This is a genomic window from Methermicoccus shengliensis DSM 18856 (assembly GCF_000711905.1).
In the GTDB taxonomy this organism is placed as follows: domain Archaea; phylum Halobacteriota; class Methanosarcinia; order DSM-18856; family Methermicoccaceae; genus Methermicoccus; species Methermicoccus shengliensis.
On sequence record NZ_JONQ01000014.1, the window covers coordinates 16,879 to 34,917 of the forward strand.

18 protein-coding genes are annotated in these 18,039 nt (G+C 57.7%); 12 read left to right on the plus strand and 6 right to left on the minus strand.

The annotated features are described in order from the left end of the window. Positions 1–81: 81 nt before the first annotated feature. Positions 82–2,076, minus strand: coding sequence for a ferrous iron transport protein B (feoB, locus tag BP07_RS05815; protein WP_042686841.1), 1,995 nt, complete (start codon positions 2,074–2,076; stop codon positions 82–84). An 83-nt stretch (positions 2,077–2,159) separates the two neighbouring features. Between feoB and BP07_RS05820 the strand changes: the two genes are divergently transcribed. Then, positions 2,160–3,374 (plus strand): LL-diaminopimelate aminotransferase, encoded by a 1,215-nt coding sequence (locus BP07_RS05820; protein ID WP_277352331.1) that lies wholly within the window; start codon positions 2,160–2,162, stop codon positions 3,372–3,374. Here BP07_RS05820 and BP07_RS05825 read toward each other — a convergent pair. After that, positions 3,352–4,056, minus strand: a complete 705-nt coding sequence (locus BP07_RS05825) for a (5-formylfuran-3-yl)methyl phosphate synthase (protein ID WP_042686846.1) — start codon at positions 4,054–4,056, stop codon at positions 3,352–3,354. The genes BP07_RS05820 and BP07_RS05825 overlap by 23 nt on opposite strands. 54 nt (positions 4,057–4,110) lie before the next feature. Here BP07_RS05825 and BP07_RS05830 point away from each other — a divergent pair, with 54 nt between their 5' ends. The 5 genes from BP07_RS05830 (at position 4,111) to BP07_RS05850 (ending at position 8,044) form a co-directional block, all read left to right on the plus strand. Then, positions 4,111–4,788, plus strand: a complete 678-nt coding sequence (locus BP07_RS05830) for a HisA/HisF-related TIM barrel protein (RefSeq protein WP_042686849.1) — start codon at positions 4,111–4,113, stop codon at positions 4,786–4,788. A gap of 9 nt (positions 4,789–4,797) precedes the next feature. Continuing rightward, positions 4,798–5,793: a radical SAM protein gene (locus tag BP07_RS05835; RefSeq protein WP_042686851.1), complete on the plus strand. Its 996-nt coding sequence runs from the start codon at positions 4,798–4,800 to the stop codon at positions 5,791–5,793. An 82-nt stretch (positions 5,794–5,875) separates the two neighbouring features. Further along, complete coding sequence (locus BP07_RS05840) at positions 5,876–6,361, plus strand: 3-isopropylmalate dehydratase small subunit (RefSeq protein ID WP_042686853.1); 486 nt, start codon at positions 5,876–5,878, stop codon at positions 6,359–6,361. Then, positions 6,358–7,509 carry an isocitrate/isopropylmalate dehydrogenase family protein gene (locus tag BP07_RS05845; protein WP_042686856.1) on the plus strand — a complete coding sequence of 384 codons (1,152 nt, stop codon included), beginning with the start codon at positions 6,358–6,360 and terminating at the stop codon, positions 7,507–7,509. Before BP07_RS05840 ends, BP07_RS05845 begins: the two co-directional genes overlap by 4 nt. 280 nt (positions 7,510–7,789) lie before the next feature. Next, the gene (locus BP07_RS05850) at positions 7,790–8,044 is read left to right on the plus strand and encodes a glutaredoxin family protein (protein WP_042686857.1); all 255 of its coding nucleotides are present in this window, start codon (positions 7,790–7,792) and stop codon (positions 8,042–8,044) included. Positions 8,045–8,202: 158 nt separating this feature from the next. Here BP07_RS05850 and BP07_RS05855 read toward each other — a convergent pair whose 3' ends face one another. After that, positions 8,203–8,880 (minus strand): helix-turn-helix transcriptional regulator, encoded by a 678-nt coding sequence (locus tag BP07_RS05855; RefSeq protein ID WP_042686860.1) that lies wholly within the window; start codon positions 8,878–8,880, stop codon positions 8,203–8,205. 205 nt (positions 8,881–9,085) lie between these two features. Here BP07_RS05855 and BP07_RS05860 point away from each other — a divergent pair, with 205 nt between their 5' ends. Genes BP07_RS05860 through BP07_RS05885 form a run of 6 tightly spaced genes read left to right on the plus strand, consistent with a single transcriptional unit; the run spans position 9,086 to position 13,916 of the window. Further along, positions 9,086–10,414, plus strand: a complete 1,329-nt coding sequence (locus tag BP07_RS05860; protein ID WP_042686862.1) for a hypothetical protein — start codon at positions 9,086–9,088, stop codon at positions 10,412–10,414. Further along, entirely contained in the window at positions 10,411–10,653 is a 243-nt protein-coding gene (locus BP07_RS05865) for a hypothetical protein (protein WP_157203119.1), read from the plus strand. The genes BP07_RS05860 and BP07_RS05865 overlap by 4 nt, the downstream gene beginning before the upstream one ends. Before the next feature lie 7 nt (positions 10,654–10,660). Beyond that, positions 10,661–11,254, plus strand: a complete 594-nt coding sequence (locus BP07_RS05870; protein WP_052353289.1) for a DUF2119 family protein — start codon at positions 10,661–10,663, stop codon at positions 11,252–11,254. A 25-nt stretch (positions 11,255–11,279) separates the two neighbouring features. Then, entirely contained in the window at positions 11,280–12,311 is a 1,032-nt protein-coding gene (endA, locus tag BP07_RS05875; protein WP_042686867.1) for a tRNA-intron lyase, read from the plus strand. Continuing rightward, a complete protein-coding gene (gene dph2 / locus BP07_RS05880) occupies positions 12,296–13,327 on the plus strand; it encodes a diphthamide biosynthesis enzyme Dph2 (protein ID WP_042686869.1) in 1,032 nt (343 codons plus the stop codon). Before endA ends, dph2 begins: the two co-directional genes overlap by 16 nt. A 1-nt stretch (position 13,328) precedes the next feature. After that, complete coding sequence (locus BP07_RS05885) at positions 13,329–13,916, plus strand: TatD family nuclease-associated radical SAM protein (protein WP_042686871.1); 588 nt, start codon at positions 13,329–13,331, stop codon at positions 13,914–13,916. A gap of 59 nt (positions 13,917–13,975) precedes the next feature. On the opposite strand, the gene dnaJ is transcribed toward BP07_RS05885, so the two are convergent. From dnaJ to BP07_RS05900, 3 genes are all read right to left on the minus strand, one after another. Continuing rightward, on the minus strand, positions 13,976–15,127 hold the full coding sequence (dnaJ, locus tag BP07_RS05890; protein WP_042686874.1) for a molecular chaperone DnaJ: 1,152 nt from the start codon (positions 15,125–15,127) through the stop codon (positions 13,976–13,978). 38 nt (positions 15,128–15,165) lie between these two features. After that, positions 15,166–16,986 carry a molecular chaperone DnaK gene (gene dnaK, locus BP07_RS05895; protein WP_042686939.1) on the minus strand — a complete coding sequence of 607 codons (1,821 nt, stop codon included), beginning with the start codon at positions 16,984–16,986 and terminating at the stop codon, positions 15,166–15,168. A 146-nt stretch (positions 16,987–17,132) separates the two neighbouring features. After that, positions 17,133–17,990 carry an ATP-binding protein gene (locus tag BP07_RS05900; RefSeq protein WP_042686875.1) on the minus strand — a complete coding sequence of 286 codons (858 nt, stop codon included), beginning with the start codon at positions 17,988–17,990 and terminating at the stop codon, positions 17,133–17,135. Between the last annotated feature and the right edge of the window lie 49 nt (positions 17,991–18,039).

The window sequence follows — 18,039 nt, forward strand, 5'->3', positions numbered from 1 at the left end:
ATGTTTGCCATAAATACATTATTAATGATGCCCAACGGCATGTCCGTTGGGCTGAGGGCTCTCTGACCGAGCCGTATGCGGTCAGGAAAACACACCGGTATATGTTAGCAGCAGGTGGGTTAAAAACCCTACGAGAAAGGCAAACGGGAATATAAAGCCAGCGATTGCGAGTGCGGTCTTCGTTCCCCTCTCTCTCACCGTGACGATGAGCTGGGCGATGCAGGGTACGAACAGCGTGAGCGTCACGGCAGCCACCACGAGCTGTGCCTCGCTCATCAGCCCACCCTCGAAGAACTTGTAGAGCTCCACTGCCCCATAGTCCCTCCTGAAGAACCCGAAGAAGAATATGGTGGCGACATCTGGTGGGAGCCCTATCCAGCTCACGGGATAGCTCACCGCCCTCACTCCCAGCTGGAACAGCCCCACCAGCTTTCCCGCCCATATCAGGATGCTGGCGAGCACGAACAGGGGCAGCACCTCCACGAAGTACCACTGCACCCTCGCATACGTCTTGGTGAGCACGTTGGAGAGCTTGGGTACTCTCAGGGGTGGAAGCTCCATGAAGAACGTGGGACCCTCTCCCGGCATGAGCCTTGCCGCAAGGTACCCGATGAGCAGGAAGTTCGCCAGCACGATGAGTGCCCATGCCACGAGCGCCCTGAAGCTGAACGAGAGGATGGCGAGCACCACGCCGAGCTGAGCAGAGCAGGGCACGGCGAGCGAGAGCAGCAGCACTGCAATCACCTTCTCCCGCTTGGTCTCGAGCGTTCTCGTCACCAGCGTCGCCATTGTATCGCACCCGAAGCCCAGTACCATGGGTATCACCGCCCTTCCAGAGAGCCCCATGCGCTTGAATACCCTGTCCACCAGCATCGAGAGCCTTGGGAGATACCCAGAGTCCTCGAGCAGCGAGAACACCAGAAAGAACAGCCCCACGATTGGGAGGATGAGGGCAACTGCATAGGTGATGCCCTGCGTGATGATGCCGTACTCTCCCACGAACAGGTCGACTACCACGGGATAGGGCACGTTCGCCTCGAACCAGTGCGTGAAAATGGGGTTGATGTGCTGCCCGAACACCGTGCCCTCGAGAAAGTCCACGAGCACGCCAGCACCGAACACGCCCACGAACCTGTAGAACCCGAAATAGAGCACCGCCAGCAGGATGGGAACGCCGTATATGGGGCTCATGAGCATCGAGTCCAGACGCTCTGCAAGGCTGACCTTGGCGGATGCACTCTCCCGCACGATGCCCCTGAGCAGCTCATCTGCTGCCCTGTGCCGCGCCATGCCCACAAGATACCCTATGGGCTGAAAGAACGCCTGCTCAGCCTGCTCTACTATGCGCTCCACCTCTGGCATCACATCTGGCTCGGTGCCCTCCACGAGTTCCATTGCCACCCTGTCCCGCTGGAGCAGCAGCAGGGCGAGTGCCCGTCTGGTGATGAGGTAATCTCCCTTGAGCAGCCCCTCGAGCCTCTCTACCCATGGCTCGAGCTCCCCGTAGACTATCCTGATGGGGCTGGGCTCTGGAATGGATGCGATGCACTCGAGCAACCTCTCCATTCCCCTTCCCACAGTGGACACCATGGGCACCACGGGAATGGCGAGTCGCTGCTCGAGGGTGTCCACGTCGATGAGCATTCCATCCCGCTCTGCCTCGTCCATCATGTTGAGCACGAGGATGAGGGGAAGTCCTGCCTCGAGCAGCTGGAGCGTGAGCGGAAGCATCCTTCGCAGCGCTGGGGCAGCCACCACGTGGAGCACAACGTCCGCTCCGTCCACGAGCAACACCCGCTCGCTCACACGCTCCTCATCGGTGATTGGAGCGAGCGAGTACATGCCCGGCGTGTCAATCACCTCAAAGCGCACGTCTCCGATGCTCACTCTGCCCATGCTTATCTCCACGGTGGTGCCGGGATAGTTGGACACGACCGTGTATGTGCCCGTGAGGTTGTTGAACAGCATACTCTTTCCCACGTTGGGAGTTCCAACAAGCACGAGCCTCTTGCTGTGTTGTGCATGGGATGCTGGTGGGGCGTGGCAGTGCGATGTGCGAAAGATGCTCCATCCCATCTCATCACCGTTTTAGGACTGCCGAATAATGTTCAATGCTATTTAAGCCTTTTTAACGCTGTAAAGAGCTCACCGCCGTAAAGATGCGAAAGTGTTTAAACCATCGTGCCGATGCTGACGTGGTGAGCGTGATGGTGAATCACTCACACAGGCTGGATCGGCTTCCCAAGTACCTGTTTGCCAAACTCGACGAGGCGATAGAAAAGGCCAGAGCGATGGGCGTGGACGTCATTGACCTTGGGGTGGGGGACCCAGACATGCCCACGCCCGCCCACATCGTGGAGGAGATGGTGAGCGCCGTGCGCAACCCCACGTACCACCGCTACCCCTCATATGCGGGCATGCTCGCCTTCAGGCAGGCGGCGGCGAGGTGGTATGAGCAGAGGTTTGGCGTGGCGTGCGATCCAGCCTCGGAGGTCATCACCCTCATAGGCTCCAAGGAGGGGATTGCTCACATTCCGCTGGCGTTTCTCGACGAGGGAGACGTGGCGCTCGTGCCCGACCCCGCATACCCAGTGTATGCCAACGCCACCATCCTCGCTGGGGGCACCCCATATGCAATGCCCCTTCTGGAGGACTGTGGCTTTCTGCCCGAGCTGGAAGCCATACCCGTGGAGGTGAGAGAGAGAGCAAAGCTGATGTTCCTGAACTATCCCAACAACCCCACTGCGGCTGTGGCCGACAGGCAGTTCTTCAGAGAGGTGGTGGAGTTCGCCCACGAGTGGGACATACTGGTGTGCCACGACAACCCATACTCGGAGATTGCGTTCGATGGGTACAGGGCGCCAAGCTTCCTCGAGGTGAAGGGGGCAAAGGAGGTGGGAATCGAGTTCAACTCGCTGTCCAAGACATACAACATGACTGGATGGCGCATAGGGTATGTGCTCGGCAGCCGTGAGGCGATAGCTGCCCTTGGAAGGGTGAAGACCAACATAGACTCTGGGGCGTTCGAGGCGGTGCAGATGGCGGGCATCGCAGCCCTCACGGGACCACAGGAGTGCGTGCAGGAGAGCGTGAGAGTATACGCAGAGCGAAGGCGGCTGCTGCTCGAGTTAACGGATGCCCTCGGGCTTGAGGCAGAGCCTCCAAAGGCAACGTTCTACGTGTGGGCAAGGCTTCCCGAGGGCACGCGCTCGATGGTGTACTGCGAGAGGCTGCTCGATGGGAGTGGAATCGTTGCCACGCCTGGCGTGGGCTTCGGAGAGCACGGGGAAGGCTACATCAGGCTCGCCATGACGCAGCCCACATCGAGGATAGAGGAGGCGGTGAGGAGGGTCAGCCAACAACCGCCCTCTTGAACTGCTCCACCAGCTCCCTTCGTATCGTGCTCGTCCTGTCCCCGCCGCACACCACCCCCCTCACGCCCACGATGTCGGGCTTTATGCGGCGAAGCGCCTCGACGTCCTCGAACTTGATGGTGCCCGCAAGCGCGCACTCAAGCCCATGGTCGTGGGCGGCATCCACGAACGCCGCCAGCCCCTCCTCACCCATGAACTCGAAGCTGCTCCTTCCGTCCTTGATTCCAGTGTCCACCATCACCACATCGGCATCCGCGGCCGCCCCCACCTCTGGAAGCTCCATGGGGTCAACTGAGCCTGTGCGTGAAAAGTCGGCATAGCCCGCAGCCACCACCTGCTTTTCAGCATCGTGCTCCCGTATCGTCTTGCACACGCCGTCCAGAAGCTCGAGTGCCTCCTCTGCCGTCTTGGTGCCAAACAGCCCCACCTTTATGTAGTGGGCACCGCTCACAGCAGCCCCGAGGGCAGCGAGCGAGGCGGTTCCGGGCTTGAACTCGAAGTCCCCGATGGTGGCGCTCACGGGCACCCTTCCATCCACCACCCTGCACACCGAGCGAATCATCCATGGAAAGCTCGCACCCAGCGACCCCTCTCTCGGGTTCTTCACATCGATGATGTCGGCTCCACCAGCGAGAGCCTCCACAGCCTCCCTCGAGTTGATGGGGCTCACCAGCAACCTCAATTCGCTCCCTCCTTCCACATAAGCTTTTAACACCTCTGTGCGTATTCGCTATGGATGTTTAGGACACCCTTCGTGATGGACATATATAATGGTGCTGTTGTGCACGCCGTGAGGGGCGAGCGCTCCACCTACAAGCCAGTGCACACTTTCAGCAGGGTGTGCCCCTCCTGTGTGCCAGCCGAGGTGGTGCGCACCGTGCGCCCGAGGGAGGTGTACATCGCAGACCTGAACCGCATCCAGAGGAGGGGCGACAATCTCTCCGTCATATGTGGGCTGCATCCCAACATGATGCTGGATATGGGGGCAGCGAGCATCGAGGACGTGCGGCTCGGGCTCAGTGTGGCAAATGTGGTGCTCGGAAGCGAGACCGCTCCACTCTCGCTCATAGAGGAGGCGTGCGAGCGGTATGAAAAGCGCATCGCGGTGAGCATTGACTGCATGGGTGGAAAGCTGCTCAGCCCTGAGCCCCTGGACGTGCTCGAGTTCGCCCGAGCGCTCAGTCAGTATGAAGTGGATGTGCTGCTGCTGAGCCTCTCACGTGTGGGCACTGCAAGCGGCATAGACGAGCCCCTGCTCTGGGAGGTAATGGACGCCCTTGGCAGGGGTGTGCTGTATGGCGGGGGCGTGGCATCGATGGAGCACATAGACCTCCTGAAGGAGATGGGGGCGAGCGGAGCGCTCATAGCCACGGCTGTGCACAGCGGAGCGATTCCGCTGGATGTGGTGAGGTGAGCGGGGGCGATGGAGCCGCTTCACAGGTACTTCTCCATACTGAATGGCTCGGCACTGCCCATGTTCATGCTCGCCCGCTGTGTGCCCATCGGGGTGGAGCTCTCCGCACCCACCGAGAGGCTCTGGGAGGAGCACGACAGGGCGCTCGGGAAGCTCCACGGCTTGATGCGAGAGGAGCATATCGAGGAAGCATCACCCAGCCTGCTCGACCTCAAGTGCGAGCTTGCAAGGAGAATGCTCGAGGCTTGCGAGTTCTGCGAGCGGAAGTGTCGTGTGAACAGGCACACACGGATGGGGTGGTGCAGGGTGGGGGACGTCTCTTATGTGTCATCCGAGTTCTTGCACATGGGCGAGGAGTGGGAGCTCGTGCCCTCCCACACGATATTCTTCTGCGGGTGCACGTTCGAGTGCGTGTACTGCCAGAACTGGGAGATATCGCAGTATCCAGAGGCTGGCGTGCCCGCAAGCCCGAGCAAGCTCGCAGAGCGCATCCACACAAGGCACATGCAGGGGTCGAAAAACGTGAACTTCGTGACGCCCACACCTCACGTCCACACAGTCCTCGAGACGCTTCTTCACCTCGATGTGCCAGTCCCAGTGGTGTGGAACTCCAACATGTACCACTCTACGGCAGCTGGAAAGCTGCTCGAGGGTGTGGTGGACGTGTACCTCGGAGACCTCAAGTACGGCAGCGATGCGTGTGCCAAGAGGCTCTCCCATGTGGAGAGGTACTGGGAGGTGGTGAGCAGGAACTTTGTGCACGCCTCCCGCATGGGCGAGCTGCTCATAAGACACCTCGTGCTCCCCTCACACGTGGAGTGCTGCACCCGTCCCATAGTGGAGTGGGTGGGAGAGCACCTTCCTCATGCCCTGTTCAACCTGATGTTCCAGTATCGCCCAGAGTACAGGGCGAGAGAGCACCCTGACATAGCGAGGGGGCTTTCACAGGAGGAGATGGAGAGGGCGCTTCTGCTGGCAGAGAGACTGAAATGGCTGCACAGATGAGCCTCCTCGAGAGCACGCCGACATCAGCCTGCCCAACCCCAAACCTTTTTAACACCAACCCCGATTGAGAGGTGTGGTTGCCATGAGAGCATGGAAGTTTGGGGACGATGTGGACACCGATGCCATAATACCGGGAAGATATCTCGTGCTCAACACCCCAGAAGAGCTCGCAGCCCACGCCTTCGAGGGCGTAAGGCCCGAGTTCGCATCCTCTGTGAAAAAGGGAGACGTGGTGGTGGCTGGCAGGAACTTCGGGTGCGGCTCATCGAGGGAGCATGCCCCGCTCGCCCTCAAGGGGTGTGGCATACAGTGTGTGATTGCCAAGTCGTTTGCGAGGATATTCTTCAGGAACTCGATAAACATCGGGCTTCCCCTGCTGGAGTGTGAGGGTGCTGGGGCAATCGAGGATGGCGATGAGCTCAGGATAGACATGGGGGCTGGCATCGTGGAGAACATCACCCAGCAGAGAACGTACAGGGCATCGTCCCTTCCAGACTTCATCCAGCGCATCGTGGGGGCTGGAGGGCTCATACCATTCGCAAGGGAGCTGCTGGAGGAGGAGCAATGACACAGTATCGCATACCCGTGATACCGGGAGATGGCATAGGTCCGGAGATTATCAGAGAGGGCAGAAAGGTGATAGATGCCGCAGGCGAGCGGTTCGGCTTCGATGTGGAATGGATTGAGTACCCCCATGGTGCAGACCACTACCTCGCAACTGGGGAGCTGATGAGTGAGGACACCCTGAAGGAGCTGTCCAGATACAGGGCGATATACTTTGGCTCGATAGGGGACGACAGAATAAGGCCAGGCATCCTCGAGAAGGGCATACTGCTCGCAACCCGATTCTACTTTGATCAGTACGTGAACCTGCGCCCGGTGAAGCTGCTCCGTGGCGTACCATGCCCGCTCAAGGACAAGGGGCCAGAGGACATAGACTTCGTGGTGGTGAGGGAAAACACCGAGGATTTCTATGTGGGCATTGGGGCACGCACTACGAGGGGAGCCACGAGGCAGGAGCTCGAGGTGATGCGCAGCCTGTACAGCGTGCGCTTTGGGCTCGATGTGGACACCGATGCCGACGAGATAGCATATCAGATAGGCGTCATCAGCAGGCAGGGCACCCGCAGGGTAATCGAGTACGCCTTCCAGCTCGCATCCCAGCGAGACAAACACCTCTCCAGCGTGGACAAGGCGAACGTGCTCACCGAGATATACGGGTTCTGGAGGGAGCAGCTCGAGGACATCGCCAAGGGCTACCCCGATGTGCGCTATGACTTCAACTTTGTGGATGCCATCACGATGTGGTTCGTGAAGAACCCAGAGTGGTTCGATGTGGTGGTCACGCCAAACATGTTTGGAGACATCATCACCGACCTTGGAGCGATGATTCAGGGTGGTCTTGGGCTCGCACCGGGTGGCAACATCAACCCAGAGGGCACCAGTATGTTCGAGCCCATACACGGCTCTGCCCCCAAGTACAAGGGCATGAACAGGGCGAACCCGATTGCCACCATATGGGCTGGGGCGATGATGATGGAGTTTCTGGGCGAGAAGGAGGCGGCCACTGCAATCGTGAGGGCAATAGAGGAGAGCCTGCTCGATGGCAGGGTAAGGACGTTCGACATGGGTGGCTCTGCCACCACCTCTGATGTGGGAGACGACATTGCGAGAAGGGTGAGAGAGGTCAACTACTCACCGTCAAACGGTGTGTAGTCCTTAGGTTATGCTCGCTGCCACGCCCGCGTCCACAACAGCCGAACCGCTCTCACCGCCTCAGGAGTGCCTGATGCTTGCCTCGGAGTGGGTGACCGCAGCCCCTGCAATAGCTGCGTCAAAAGATTGAACTTGTCGTCTCTCGCGTGGCAAATGTGGTGCTCGGAAGCGAGACCGCTCCACTCTCGCTCATAGAGGAGGCGTGCGACGAAACCCAGGGAAGGCGGGTGGATAAATTATTTGTAGTGGTACTATCTGCAGGGTGGGGAGGTGATTTTTTATGTCGGTCAAGGTGTACACCACGAGCGTGTGTCCAAGATGCAGGGCGCTCAAGCGCTTTTTGAGTGAGATGGGAGTGGAGTTCACAGAGGAGAGTCTCGAGCAGCCAGAGACAGTGGCAGAGCTTCGAATCAATGGCGTGTTCGTGATGGAGGCTCCTGTGCTGCAGGTGGACGACACATACTACACACCTGAGGAGCTGTTTGAGGATGAAGTGCTCAACGAGCAGCTCGTGAGGCGGGCGCTCCAGGACTAAGCCCGCCTGTCCCAGTTCAGCCCCACAATTGCAGCTTCGATGACCTGCGGGCGCTGCTCAAGCGCAAAGAGCAAGCGGGCACTGGACATAGGCTGTGGCTCTGGGATGCACCTTGGGCTACTCGCGAGTGGTTTTCAGTGGTGATGCACAACGAGTGGCTACCTCCTCAGGTATATCACGTTCCCCCTACCCACCTTCACCTTCTCCACCAGCCCCCTGTGCTCCATCTCGGACACCAGAAGGCTCACCTTTGCCTCGGAGCTCCCAAGCTCTGCCCGAAGCTCCTTCTGGGTGATCCTGCCCCCTGCTCTTTCTATGATGTCGAGCGCCTTGGATATGTCGTCTGGGAGGTATGGAGCATTGACTTTGGCCATGCGCACTGACGTGCGGTTGAGCATCACATAGAGCACGGCGAACGCTGTCCCGGCGATGGCCAGCAGTGCATAGAGTGGAACGCCCTCATTCTGCTGAGCCTCAGGAAGCTCTGGTGCGATGTCAGGGAGCTCTGGTGCGATGTCCTCTGGGGGAAACAGCAGCAAATCGAGCACATACTCTCCATCACCCCTCACCGTTATGACATCAGAGGCATACAGCACGGGCATCCCATCCACGATGTAGCTCGCCTCTATCCTGTACGTCCCGTTGTCAAGGAAGAGCGAGTACGTCCCAGTCGTGGAGACCATCACCTGGTGTGGAGTGGTGTTCACCTCTATCACCACATTGGGCAGGGGCTCCAGCGTATCCCACTGATACACCGTGCCGTGCACAAGGGCAGCGGCGCTCGCACAGGGCATCGCACACAGAAGCACCAGAAGAAGCAGTGCCGTCCGCCTCATGTTGTGTGCTGTGTGCCTCCCCTCTATTAACTGTTGTGGGGCTCTAAAGCGTCATGGAGCCCATTACTCGATTTAGAGCAGTGATAAAGCTTTGTGAAGAATTAAAAACAGTGATAAAGCTTTGTGAAGAATTAAAAAGCATGAAATGATGTGATGAAGAAAGCATGCTTATAAGATTGTGTGGCGGGGAGATGTGTGGTGGTCGATGCACATGAATGGCAGGACAGCGATGATAATGGTGGTGGCTGCCGTGCTGGTGCTCGTGGGTGCCGGCATGGCGGTTGCGAGTCCCCCTGTGGACAGGGGGAAGGGTGGCTCGATGAGCCCCGCATGGGCTATGGGCAACACTCCTTGGAACACCACGGGGAACTGGAGCACCCCGTGGGACGAAAGCCCCAAAGCTCGGTTCAGTCTTTCCCAGAGGTACGGGGCACTGCTCTCAGCGAGGGAGAATATGAGTAATGCAATGGCGGCGTATGAGCGCTCGCTCGGAAGATACAGGACGCTCGGTGCCGGCATGGGTCATGCCCAGAGGCTCGATGTGGAGAGGGATTACGCCCTCTCGAGAGTACAGCTCATGATGTCCACGGCACAGTTCGTGAGGGCGTATGGCATGGCATGGGGTACGCAGTACGATACCCAGAGGATTGAGCAGCGCCTGCAGGAGATGGAGCAGCTCAGAGAGCAGATACGCTCTGCCTCCTCCCCTGATGAGGTGCGGGCGCTGAGAGAGGAGATGAACCGTCTGTGGCAGAGAACAGGTCTCGAGCTGCAGCTGTGTGTGCAGAGTGGTGCCGTGGAGAGGCTGGAGGACATGCTCGAGCGGGCGGAGAACACCTCCACGATACTCCAGCAGGAGATTGAGCAGCTCAGTGCTCAGGAGGTGGACACACACCGCCTGAACTTGCAGCTGGAGCAGTACGGGGCCAGCCTGGAGCAGGCGTCCGCCCACCTGCAGCGGGCGAGGGAGATGATAGAGGCACATGAGGGATTCGACGACAATGGAGAGGTGGTGAACAGTGCGCTTGCGGCATCCACCCTAAGAAGCGTGAGGACAGAGCTCACTCTAGCCACAGAGCAGCTTAAGGCATCCACCCGTGCCCTCAGGGAGGCGTTCCTCGAGCTGAGACACCACAGGGCTGGCATGCTCACCCTGCAGCAGGACGACACGCTGCACGCCGAGGGCAACGGCACTGCGGCGTTCTCAGGAAGGGGCACCGTCAGGGTTGTGGGCGATGTGCTGGTGAGGGTGGTGGACGTTGCAAAGGACGCGAACATATCCGCTCCCGGTGAACCCGTCGTGCTTCCCTATGACATGGTGCAGTACCACCTCAGGGAGGATGATGCGCTGGAGGTGAATGGCACGAGCTTTACGGTGTGCGCCCGTGGAGAGGGTATAGTGCTGGATGTGGATGGCGTGGGCTCTGTGGTGCTCACGGGCAACGGCACGTACACCCTCGTGGGAGCCAACGGCACGGTGTCGGGTGAGTGGCACGCACCGCTCACAGGAATGCCATGGAGGGAGACACCATGAGATGGGTGGCAGTGCTCATCACACTGGTCGCCCTCGTGGCGCTGGGATGCGTACAGCCAGCCCAGCACCCCTCTGAAGGCACGCCCGCGTCCACAACGGCCGTGGAGGGCACAGACGTGGAGGGCACAGATCTCCTCATCGCGGACGCCCAGCTCGACATGCTCGAGCAGAAAATGACCGAGCTGGAGCAGGTGCTCTCAGAACTCGAGAACACGAGTGCCATGCTGGAGACTCAGTGAGCGCCGCATGTACTTGTGGAGCTCTGCAGAGAAAGAGGGAATCTCAAGGCTGCTCGTGGGAGGGCTGCACAGAGGGGAATCCAGAATCACAGAGCCCATCCTTAGGGCACTGGAGGAATGCGAGATAGAGGAGGGAAGCGTGGTGCTCGCAGACCTTGGGGGCACCACCGACCTCAGCACCCTCGATGAGAGGTTCCTCTCAACAGAGGAAGGGAGGACGCTGATATCCCTCATTGAGAGGGTGCGTCCCAGCCTGTACGTGGAGCTGCACACCTACGTACCCAGCTCGTATGGGCGGCTCACCTCACCCCACAGGATGGACATCGAGGGTGTGCCGCCCCTCATCGAGCTGGAGCGGGGAATACTGCACGCCTCCACATCCCCTCTTCTGAGGAGGGTGTTCAGAAGGGATGACCTGTGCCTGCTGCTCGAGGTTCCAGAGGGCTCTGAGGATGTTGCCATCGAGCTTTTGAGGGGGGCAATCGATAGCAGCACAAGGGAGGAGTACGTGGGCTTTCTTCAGAGGCGATACCCCCAGCAGATATCCGCTGGCATGCGGCTCTTTGAGAGCTTCTATCACGACAGATTCGAATATCCTTAAATAGCCAGTATCGAAGGGGTACAAGATGCGAGGCACTTGGGTGGACAATGAGGTGCACGTTCCAGCAGGCGAAGCTGGAGGGCTTGTGGAGGCTGGCTATGGCAGGCTCAGGGAAGACGAACTCGTGCTCTCTCCCATCGAGGCATGCTATCTGGTGCACAAGGGCAGGCTCGAGCTGTACATGAACGGCAGGAGGGTAAAGTTTGAGAGGCTGCTCACCACCTCTGGCATGAAGGACCCCATGTTCGAGCTTCGCTACATGGTGTACAAGGACCTCAGGGAGCGAGGGTACTACGTGGGGGTTCAGGCTGGTGCAGCTGGTGCATTTTTCCTGTACGAGAGAGGTGTGAAGCCCACCACTGCCCCATCGACGTTCGTGGTGTACGTGGTTGGAGAGCGGGACCCCATCACCTTAGAGTGGATGCTCCACAGGCTGGAGCAGGTACGGGGGGTCAGAAAGCGCATGGTGCTCGCGGTGGTGGACGAGGACGGGGACCTGACCTACTATACGGTGGACGAGGTGCATCTCAGGGATGGGGAGCCACGAAGGCCACCAGCGGCAAGGGCAACGCTGCTGCAGGACAGGGCGTTCGTGTGGGACGCAGAGGGGTCCCGAGGCCTCTTCGAGCATGGAATGTACGGGACGTTGCTCGACGAGCAAACGCTCCAGCTCTCCCTGATAGAGATGCTCTACCTTGCACAGAATGGCGTGCTGGGGGTGTACGACGCCTCCGGACATCCTCTCCCCATGGAAAAGCTCGAGAGCATCCTTTCGCACATAGACGAGGAGGGCAGGCTCAAGCTGAAGGTATACAGAGAGCTTCGGGAGAGGGGCTACGTGCCCAAGAGCGGATACAAGTTCGGAAGCCACTTTCGGGTGTATGAGGTGCCCCACAAAAGGCACTCCACATATCTCGTGCATGCCCTCTCATCGAGCCACGTGCTCACCCCCCCAGAGCTCTCGAGGGCGGTGAGGCTCGCCCACTCGGTGCACAAGCGCATGGTGTTCGCATGTGATAATGGAAAATACATCGAGATGGGATGGTTCAGACCTTGAGGGTGGACGACATAGAGATAGAGCTGGACGAGGTGATAGAGCACATAAGAAAGAGCGGTGCAAGGATAGTGGGGCTCTGCCTTCCAGAGGGGCTGAAGAGAAAGGCAGGGGACATAGCCAGCCACATAGAGCAAAACACGGGGTGCACCGTCATCGTATCGGGCGAGCCCTGCTATGGAGCGTGCGACATCGATGCCGCCCTGCTCGATGAGGTGGACGTGCTGGTGCACGTGGGCCACAGCAGGCTTCTTCCTGTTGATTACCGGGTCAACAGTTTACGAAGTAAGCAACACATGGAAAGAGTGCTCTATGTGGAGGCAAGGAGCACGCTCGACGTGCTGCCCGCAGTGCGTAAGGCGGCAGCCCTGCTGAAGGGCAGAAAGGTGGGTGTGATCACCACCGTGCAGCACGTGCACACCCTCAATGACGTGTGCGCTCTTTTGCGCTCGCTTGGGTTCTCACCCCTCGTGGCAGGAGGAGATGACAGGGTATGCCACGAGGGACAGGTGCTGGGGTGCAACTTCAGTGCCGCACGGTGTGATTGTGAGGAGCTGCTGTTCGTGGGTGGTGGGGAGTTTCATCCCATGGGGGCAGCGCTTGCCACCGGCATGAGGGTGGTGGTGGCAGACCCGTACCTGAATGAGGCAAGGGTGGTGGATACGAGGGCAATCGTAAAACAGCGCTATGCCGCCATCTGGAGGGCAATGGATAAGCAGCGCTTTGGGGTGGTGATGTGCTCCAAGATGGGGCAGAGGCGACCCCATGCTGCCCTGAGGGCTGTCGCACTGCTAAGGGAGGCTGGAAGGGATGCCACGCTGATCATGATGGACGACATCACGATAGAGAAGCTTGAGCAGCTCGGATTTGAGTGCTATGTGGTGTGTGCATGCCCAAGGGTGGCGATAGATGAGTATGCCACCTTCCCCATGCCCGTGCTCACGCCCCCAGAGCTCGAGATGGTGCTTGGCAGGCGCAGGATGGACGACCTCGCCCTCGACGAGATACTCGAGGGATAGCATGGCCGGAGCGGTGGTTTACGAGGGCAAGGGCAACCTCTATCTGAACATCACCAACAGGTGCACCAACGATTGCGTGTTCTGCATACGAAGGTTTTGTGATGGGGTGTACGGCTATAACCTCGTGCTGGAGAGGGAGCCCACGGTGGAGGAGGTGCTCTCCGAACTTGGGGCTTACGAGCTTTCACGCTACCGGGAGGTGGTGTTCACCGGGTTTGGCGAGCCCCTCCTGAGACTAAATGACGTGCTTGCCATCAGCCGCCACCTCGCAGCGCAGGGTGTGAAGGTGAGGGTGGACACCAACGGACATGCCCCTCTGCTCTATCCCAAGCGGGACGTGCCCCTCGAGCTTAAAAGAGGTGGGGTTGGGGCGGTGTCCATAAGCCTCAATGCCCCAGACGCACACACCTATGAGCGGTTGTGTCTTCCAAAGATGAGGGGAGCGTTCGATGCAATGATGGCATTTGCAAGGCGCTGTGTCGAGGTAGGGATAGAGACGAGGCTCACGGTGGTGGGCTTTACAGGTGTGGACGTGAAAGAATGTGAGGGGATAGCCTCAGAGATTGGAGCCAACTTTATGGTGAGATGAGAATTGGGGCATGACATCTCCATGTCCCAATTATCAATGACATCCCCATGTCCCAATTATCATCTCGACCTTATCCTCCCAAACAGCCCCTTATCCTTCCTGCGCTCTGTGGAGGGAGGGAGCAGGGCATCGAGCCGCTCTATCAGCTCGCGCTGCTCGTCGGTGAGCTTTCTTGGCACGCTCACCACCACCCTCACATGCAAATCACCCCTCTGGGAGCCACCGAGCGAGTATATGCCCTTTCCTTTCAGGGTGAATACCGTGTGGGACTGGGTGCCGGGCGGTATCCTGAGCGTTGCAGTGCCATCGAGGGTGGGCACCTCTATCCTTGTCCCAAGGCACGCCTGCGGGAATGTGATGGGCACATCACAGTGGAGGTCCGCCCCTTCACGCCTGAAGCGCTCGTGAGGCCTCACGTGCACCAGCACGAACAAATCTCCGCTCGGAGTGCCCCTCTCGCCAGCAGAGCCCTCCCCGGGAATCCTGATTTTCATCCCATCTTCGATTCCCCTCGGAATCTTCACAGATATCGTCTTGCGCTTGCCCCTCCTGCCAGTCCCCCTGCACTCGGGGCAGGGTGTGTCTATCACGCTTCCAGCCCCCCTGCACCTGGGGCACGTGGTGACGCTCACGAAGCTGCCAAATGGTGTCTGTCTGTGGGTGCTCACCTGCCCCCGGCCTCCACACGCATCACACATCCTCGGGGACGTTCCAGGCGCTGCACCGCTGCCCCCGCAGGTGTCGCATGTGTCCGTCTTGGAGAACGTTATCTCCCTCTCGGTACCAAAGGCTGCCTCCTCGAGGCTGATGGTGGTCTCTGTGAGGATGTCCGCCCCCCTCTGCGGACGCTGCGGACCCTGCGGACCGCGCCCCCCAAAGCCACCGAACAGGTCAGAGAACAAATCAAAGCCATCTAAGTTCAGCCCGAGGTTGCGCAGCAGATCGAACAGGTCGCTGCCAGAGAAGATGTCCTGCTGGGTGTAGCGCTCGTGCACGCCAGCAGCCCCGAACCTGTCGTAGTGTGCACGCTTTTCTGGGTCAGAGAGCACCGCATACGCCTCTGAAATCTCCTTGAACCTCTCCTCGGCCTCCTTTGATTTGTTCCTGTCTGGATGGTACTTGAGAGCGAGCTTCCTGTATGCTCTCTTTATCTCCTCCGGGCTCGCATCTCTGGATACCCCCAGCACCTCGTAGTAGTCCTTGGCAGCCATAAAACCAACTCGAAAGCAACTGAGGCTGTTTCAAGCCCCTACTTCTCTTCCTTTACCACCTCGTACTCCGAGTCCACGTACTCGCCCTGCTGACCATCGCCACCCTGCTGTGCCTGCTGCTGGGCGGCCTTCTCGTACATCTTTCTGCTCACCTCATAGATGGCGGAGCTGAGCTCCTCGGTCCTCTTCTTGATGAGCTCGATGTCATCGCCAGAGAGGGCCTCCCGAAGCTCAGATATCTTCTCCTCCACTGCCTTGCGCTGGTCCTCACTCACCACATCGCCAGCCTCCTTCAGGGTCTTCTCTGCAGTGTATGCGAGGGATTCGGCCTCGTTCCTTGCCTCGACTGCCTCCTTCTTGCGCTTGTCCTCCTCGGCGTGCTCTTCGGCCTCCTTTATCATCCTGTTGATTTCCTCCTCGCTTAAACCTCCTGGACGCTGGATTGTGATTGACTGCTGCTTGCCCGTGGCAAGGTCCTTGGCGCTCACGTTGAGGATGCCGTTGGCATCTATATCGAACGTGACCTCTATCTGTGGCACCCCTCTTGGGGCTGGCGGGATTCCCGTGAGGGTGAACCTTCCCAGCGTCATGTTGTCGGCTGCCATCTTGCGCTCTCCCTGCACCACGTGAATCTCCACCGAGGTCTGGTTGTCTGCGGCAGTGGTGAATATGCGGCTGCGTTTGGTGGGGATGGTGGTGTTTCTCTCTATGAGGGGTGTGGCTATGCCGCCCAGCGTCTCTATGCTCAATGTCAGGGGTGTCACATCGAGCAGCAGCAGGTCCTTCACCTCACCAGAGAGCACCCCTGCCTGAATCGCAGCCCCGAGTGCCACTGCTTCATCTGGGTTTATGTTTTTGTAGGGTTCCTTGCCCAGTACCTCCTTAACCAGTTGCGTAATCTTCGGAATCCTCGTAGAGCCCCCAACAAAAAGTACCTTATCTATATCGCTTGGGCTCAACCCCGCGTCTTTCATTGCCCTTTCCACTGGGGGTATGAGGGCGTCAAACAGATCGGAGCACATAGACTCGAATTGCGCCCTTGTGAGTGTCAGGTCTATGTGCTTGGGACCAGTTTCATCCTGAGTTATAAATGGTATGGATATATTGGTCTGCTGGAGTGTGGAGAGCTCGATCTTCGCCTTTTCACTTTCGTCCCTTATTCTCTGCATGGCCACCCTGTCTTTCGACAGGTCTATCCCGTGCTCCTTTTTGAATTCAGACACGATCCAGTCCATTATGCGTTTATCGAAGTCGTCTCCTCCAAGATGTGTGTTTCCTGAGGTGGCCTTTACCTCAAAAACACCCTCTCCGACCTCGAGAATGGACACGTCAAACGTCCCACCACCGAGATCGAAGACCATAATGGTTTGGTCGCCCTCTTTATCAACACCATAGGCGAGTGAGGCGGCAGTTGGCTCGTTTATTATCCTTAGCACCTCTAGCCCCGCAATCCTTCCGGCGTCTTTCGTCGCCTGCCGCTGGGCATCGTTGAAGTAGGCTGGAACGGTGATGACCGCCTGCTTTACCTCCTCTCCGAGGTAGCTCTCGGCATCTGCCTTCAGCTTCTGCAGAATCATCGCAGAGATTTCCTGTGGGGTGTAGCTCTTGTCCCCTATCTTGACCCTGTAGTCAGCCTCACCCATGTGGCGCTTTATGGAGTACACCGTGCGCTCTGGATTGGATATCGCCTGCCTCTTGGCGAGCACCCCCACGAGGCGCTCTCCATCCTTTGTAAAGCCCACCACCGACGGCGTGGTGCGCCCACCCTCTGCATTGGGTATCACGGTGGGCTCCCCGCCCTCGATCACCGCCATGCACGAGTTCGTTGTCCCGAGGTCTATGCCAATCACCTTAGCCACATTCATCACCTTCCAAAAATCTTCACTAACCCAAGGTTATTAACAATTGGTTAATAAAAGTCATATTTAAATCTTTCGTAAATCTCTGCCACGTCAATAAGGCTTGTGAAGCATTTTTGCTCCCATAACTGTTGATTACAGAGCAATCAACAATGCCCATATCTCTTTTTAAGACGACAAAATGCACAGATTTCCGAGCTTGATACCTCACCGCATTCCATACAATAGTTTATTTTTAGCTTTTCTTCTTCTTTAATCAAACCTCTAACAAAATTTTTTGTAAATCCTGGTTTTTTGTTTTCTATATCATAAATAATCTCTTTCCATTTGGAGTTTGGAGCAAAAGGACACTTTTCTGCATTGAAGGGAATGTTTTCAGTTAAAACATAAAGCATATTCTCTCTTTCACTAATTTCGAATAGTGGTTTAGCTTTTACAACCACCTTTTTATCGAAAGACTCATTTCTTGGCTTTAACTTTTCAACCCATGCTTTCTGTCCTCCTGAGAGGTTTTTTAAGTAGAAAGAAACGATGTCTTCGGCTGTATGCCCAGTTGCAACTACGTGAAAGTTGTTCAATCTTGCAAACCTGTTCATAAGATACCTTTTCGCTGTCCCGCATGCCGAACAGGGTTTTCGCTTTATTTTGGAGATTTCGAAGCCATGGTCTTTCAGCCTTTCAATATTTAGTGGAACGTCTATGCATTTTGCCAAATTCTTTACAATTTCCTCCGATTTTTTTGAATATGTGCCTATGCCGAGGTCAATATAATAAAGCTCAAAGTCGTATCCGAGCTTTTTTAGCGAATCAGCCATTGCAGAGCTGTCTTTTCCACCAGAGGCCGCCAATAGGATTCTTTCATCTCTTTTTAAAATGTGGTGTTTTTTTATGCTTCTGCTCAGAAGTCGTAAGTAGAACTCGGGATAGCAGTTTTCGCACAATGCCGTTCTGTAGTGCTTCAGGTGTGCTATTGCTCTTTTGCCACATTTCTTGCACACACTCATGCTTGGACACTCCGAAGATTTTCAAGGGATAGTGTTGCTCCACCCGACC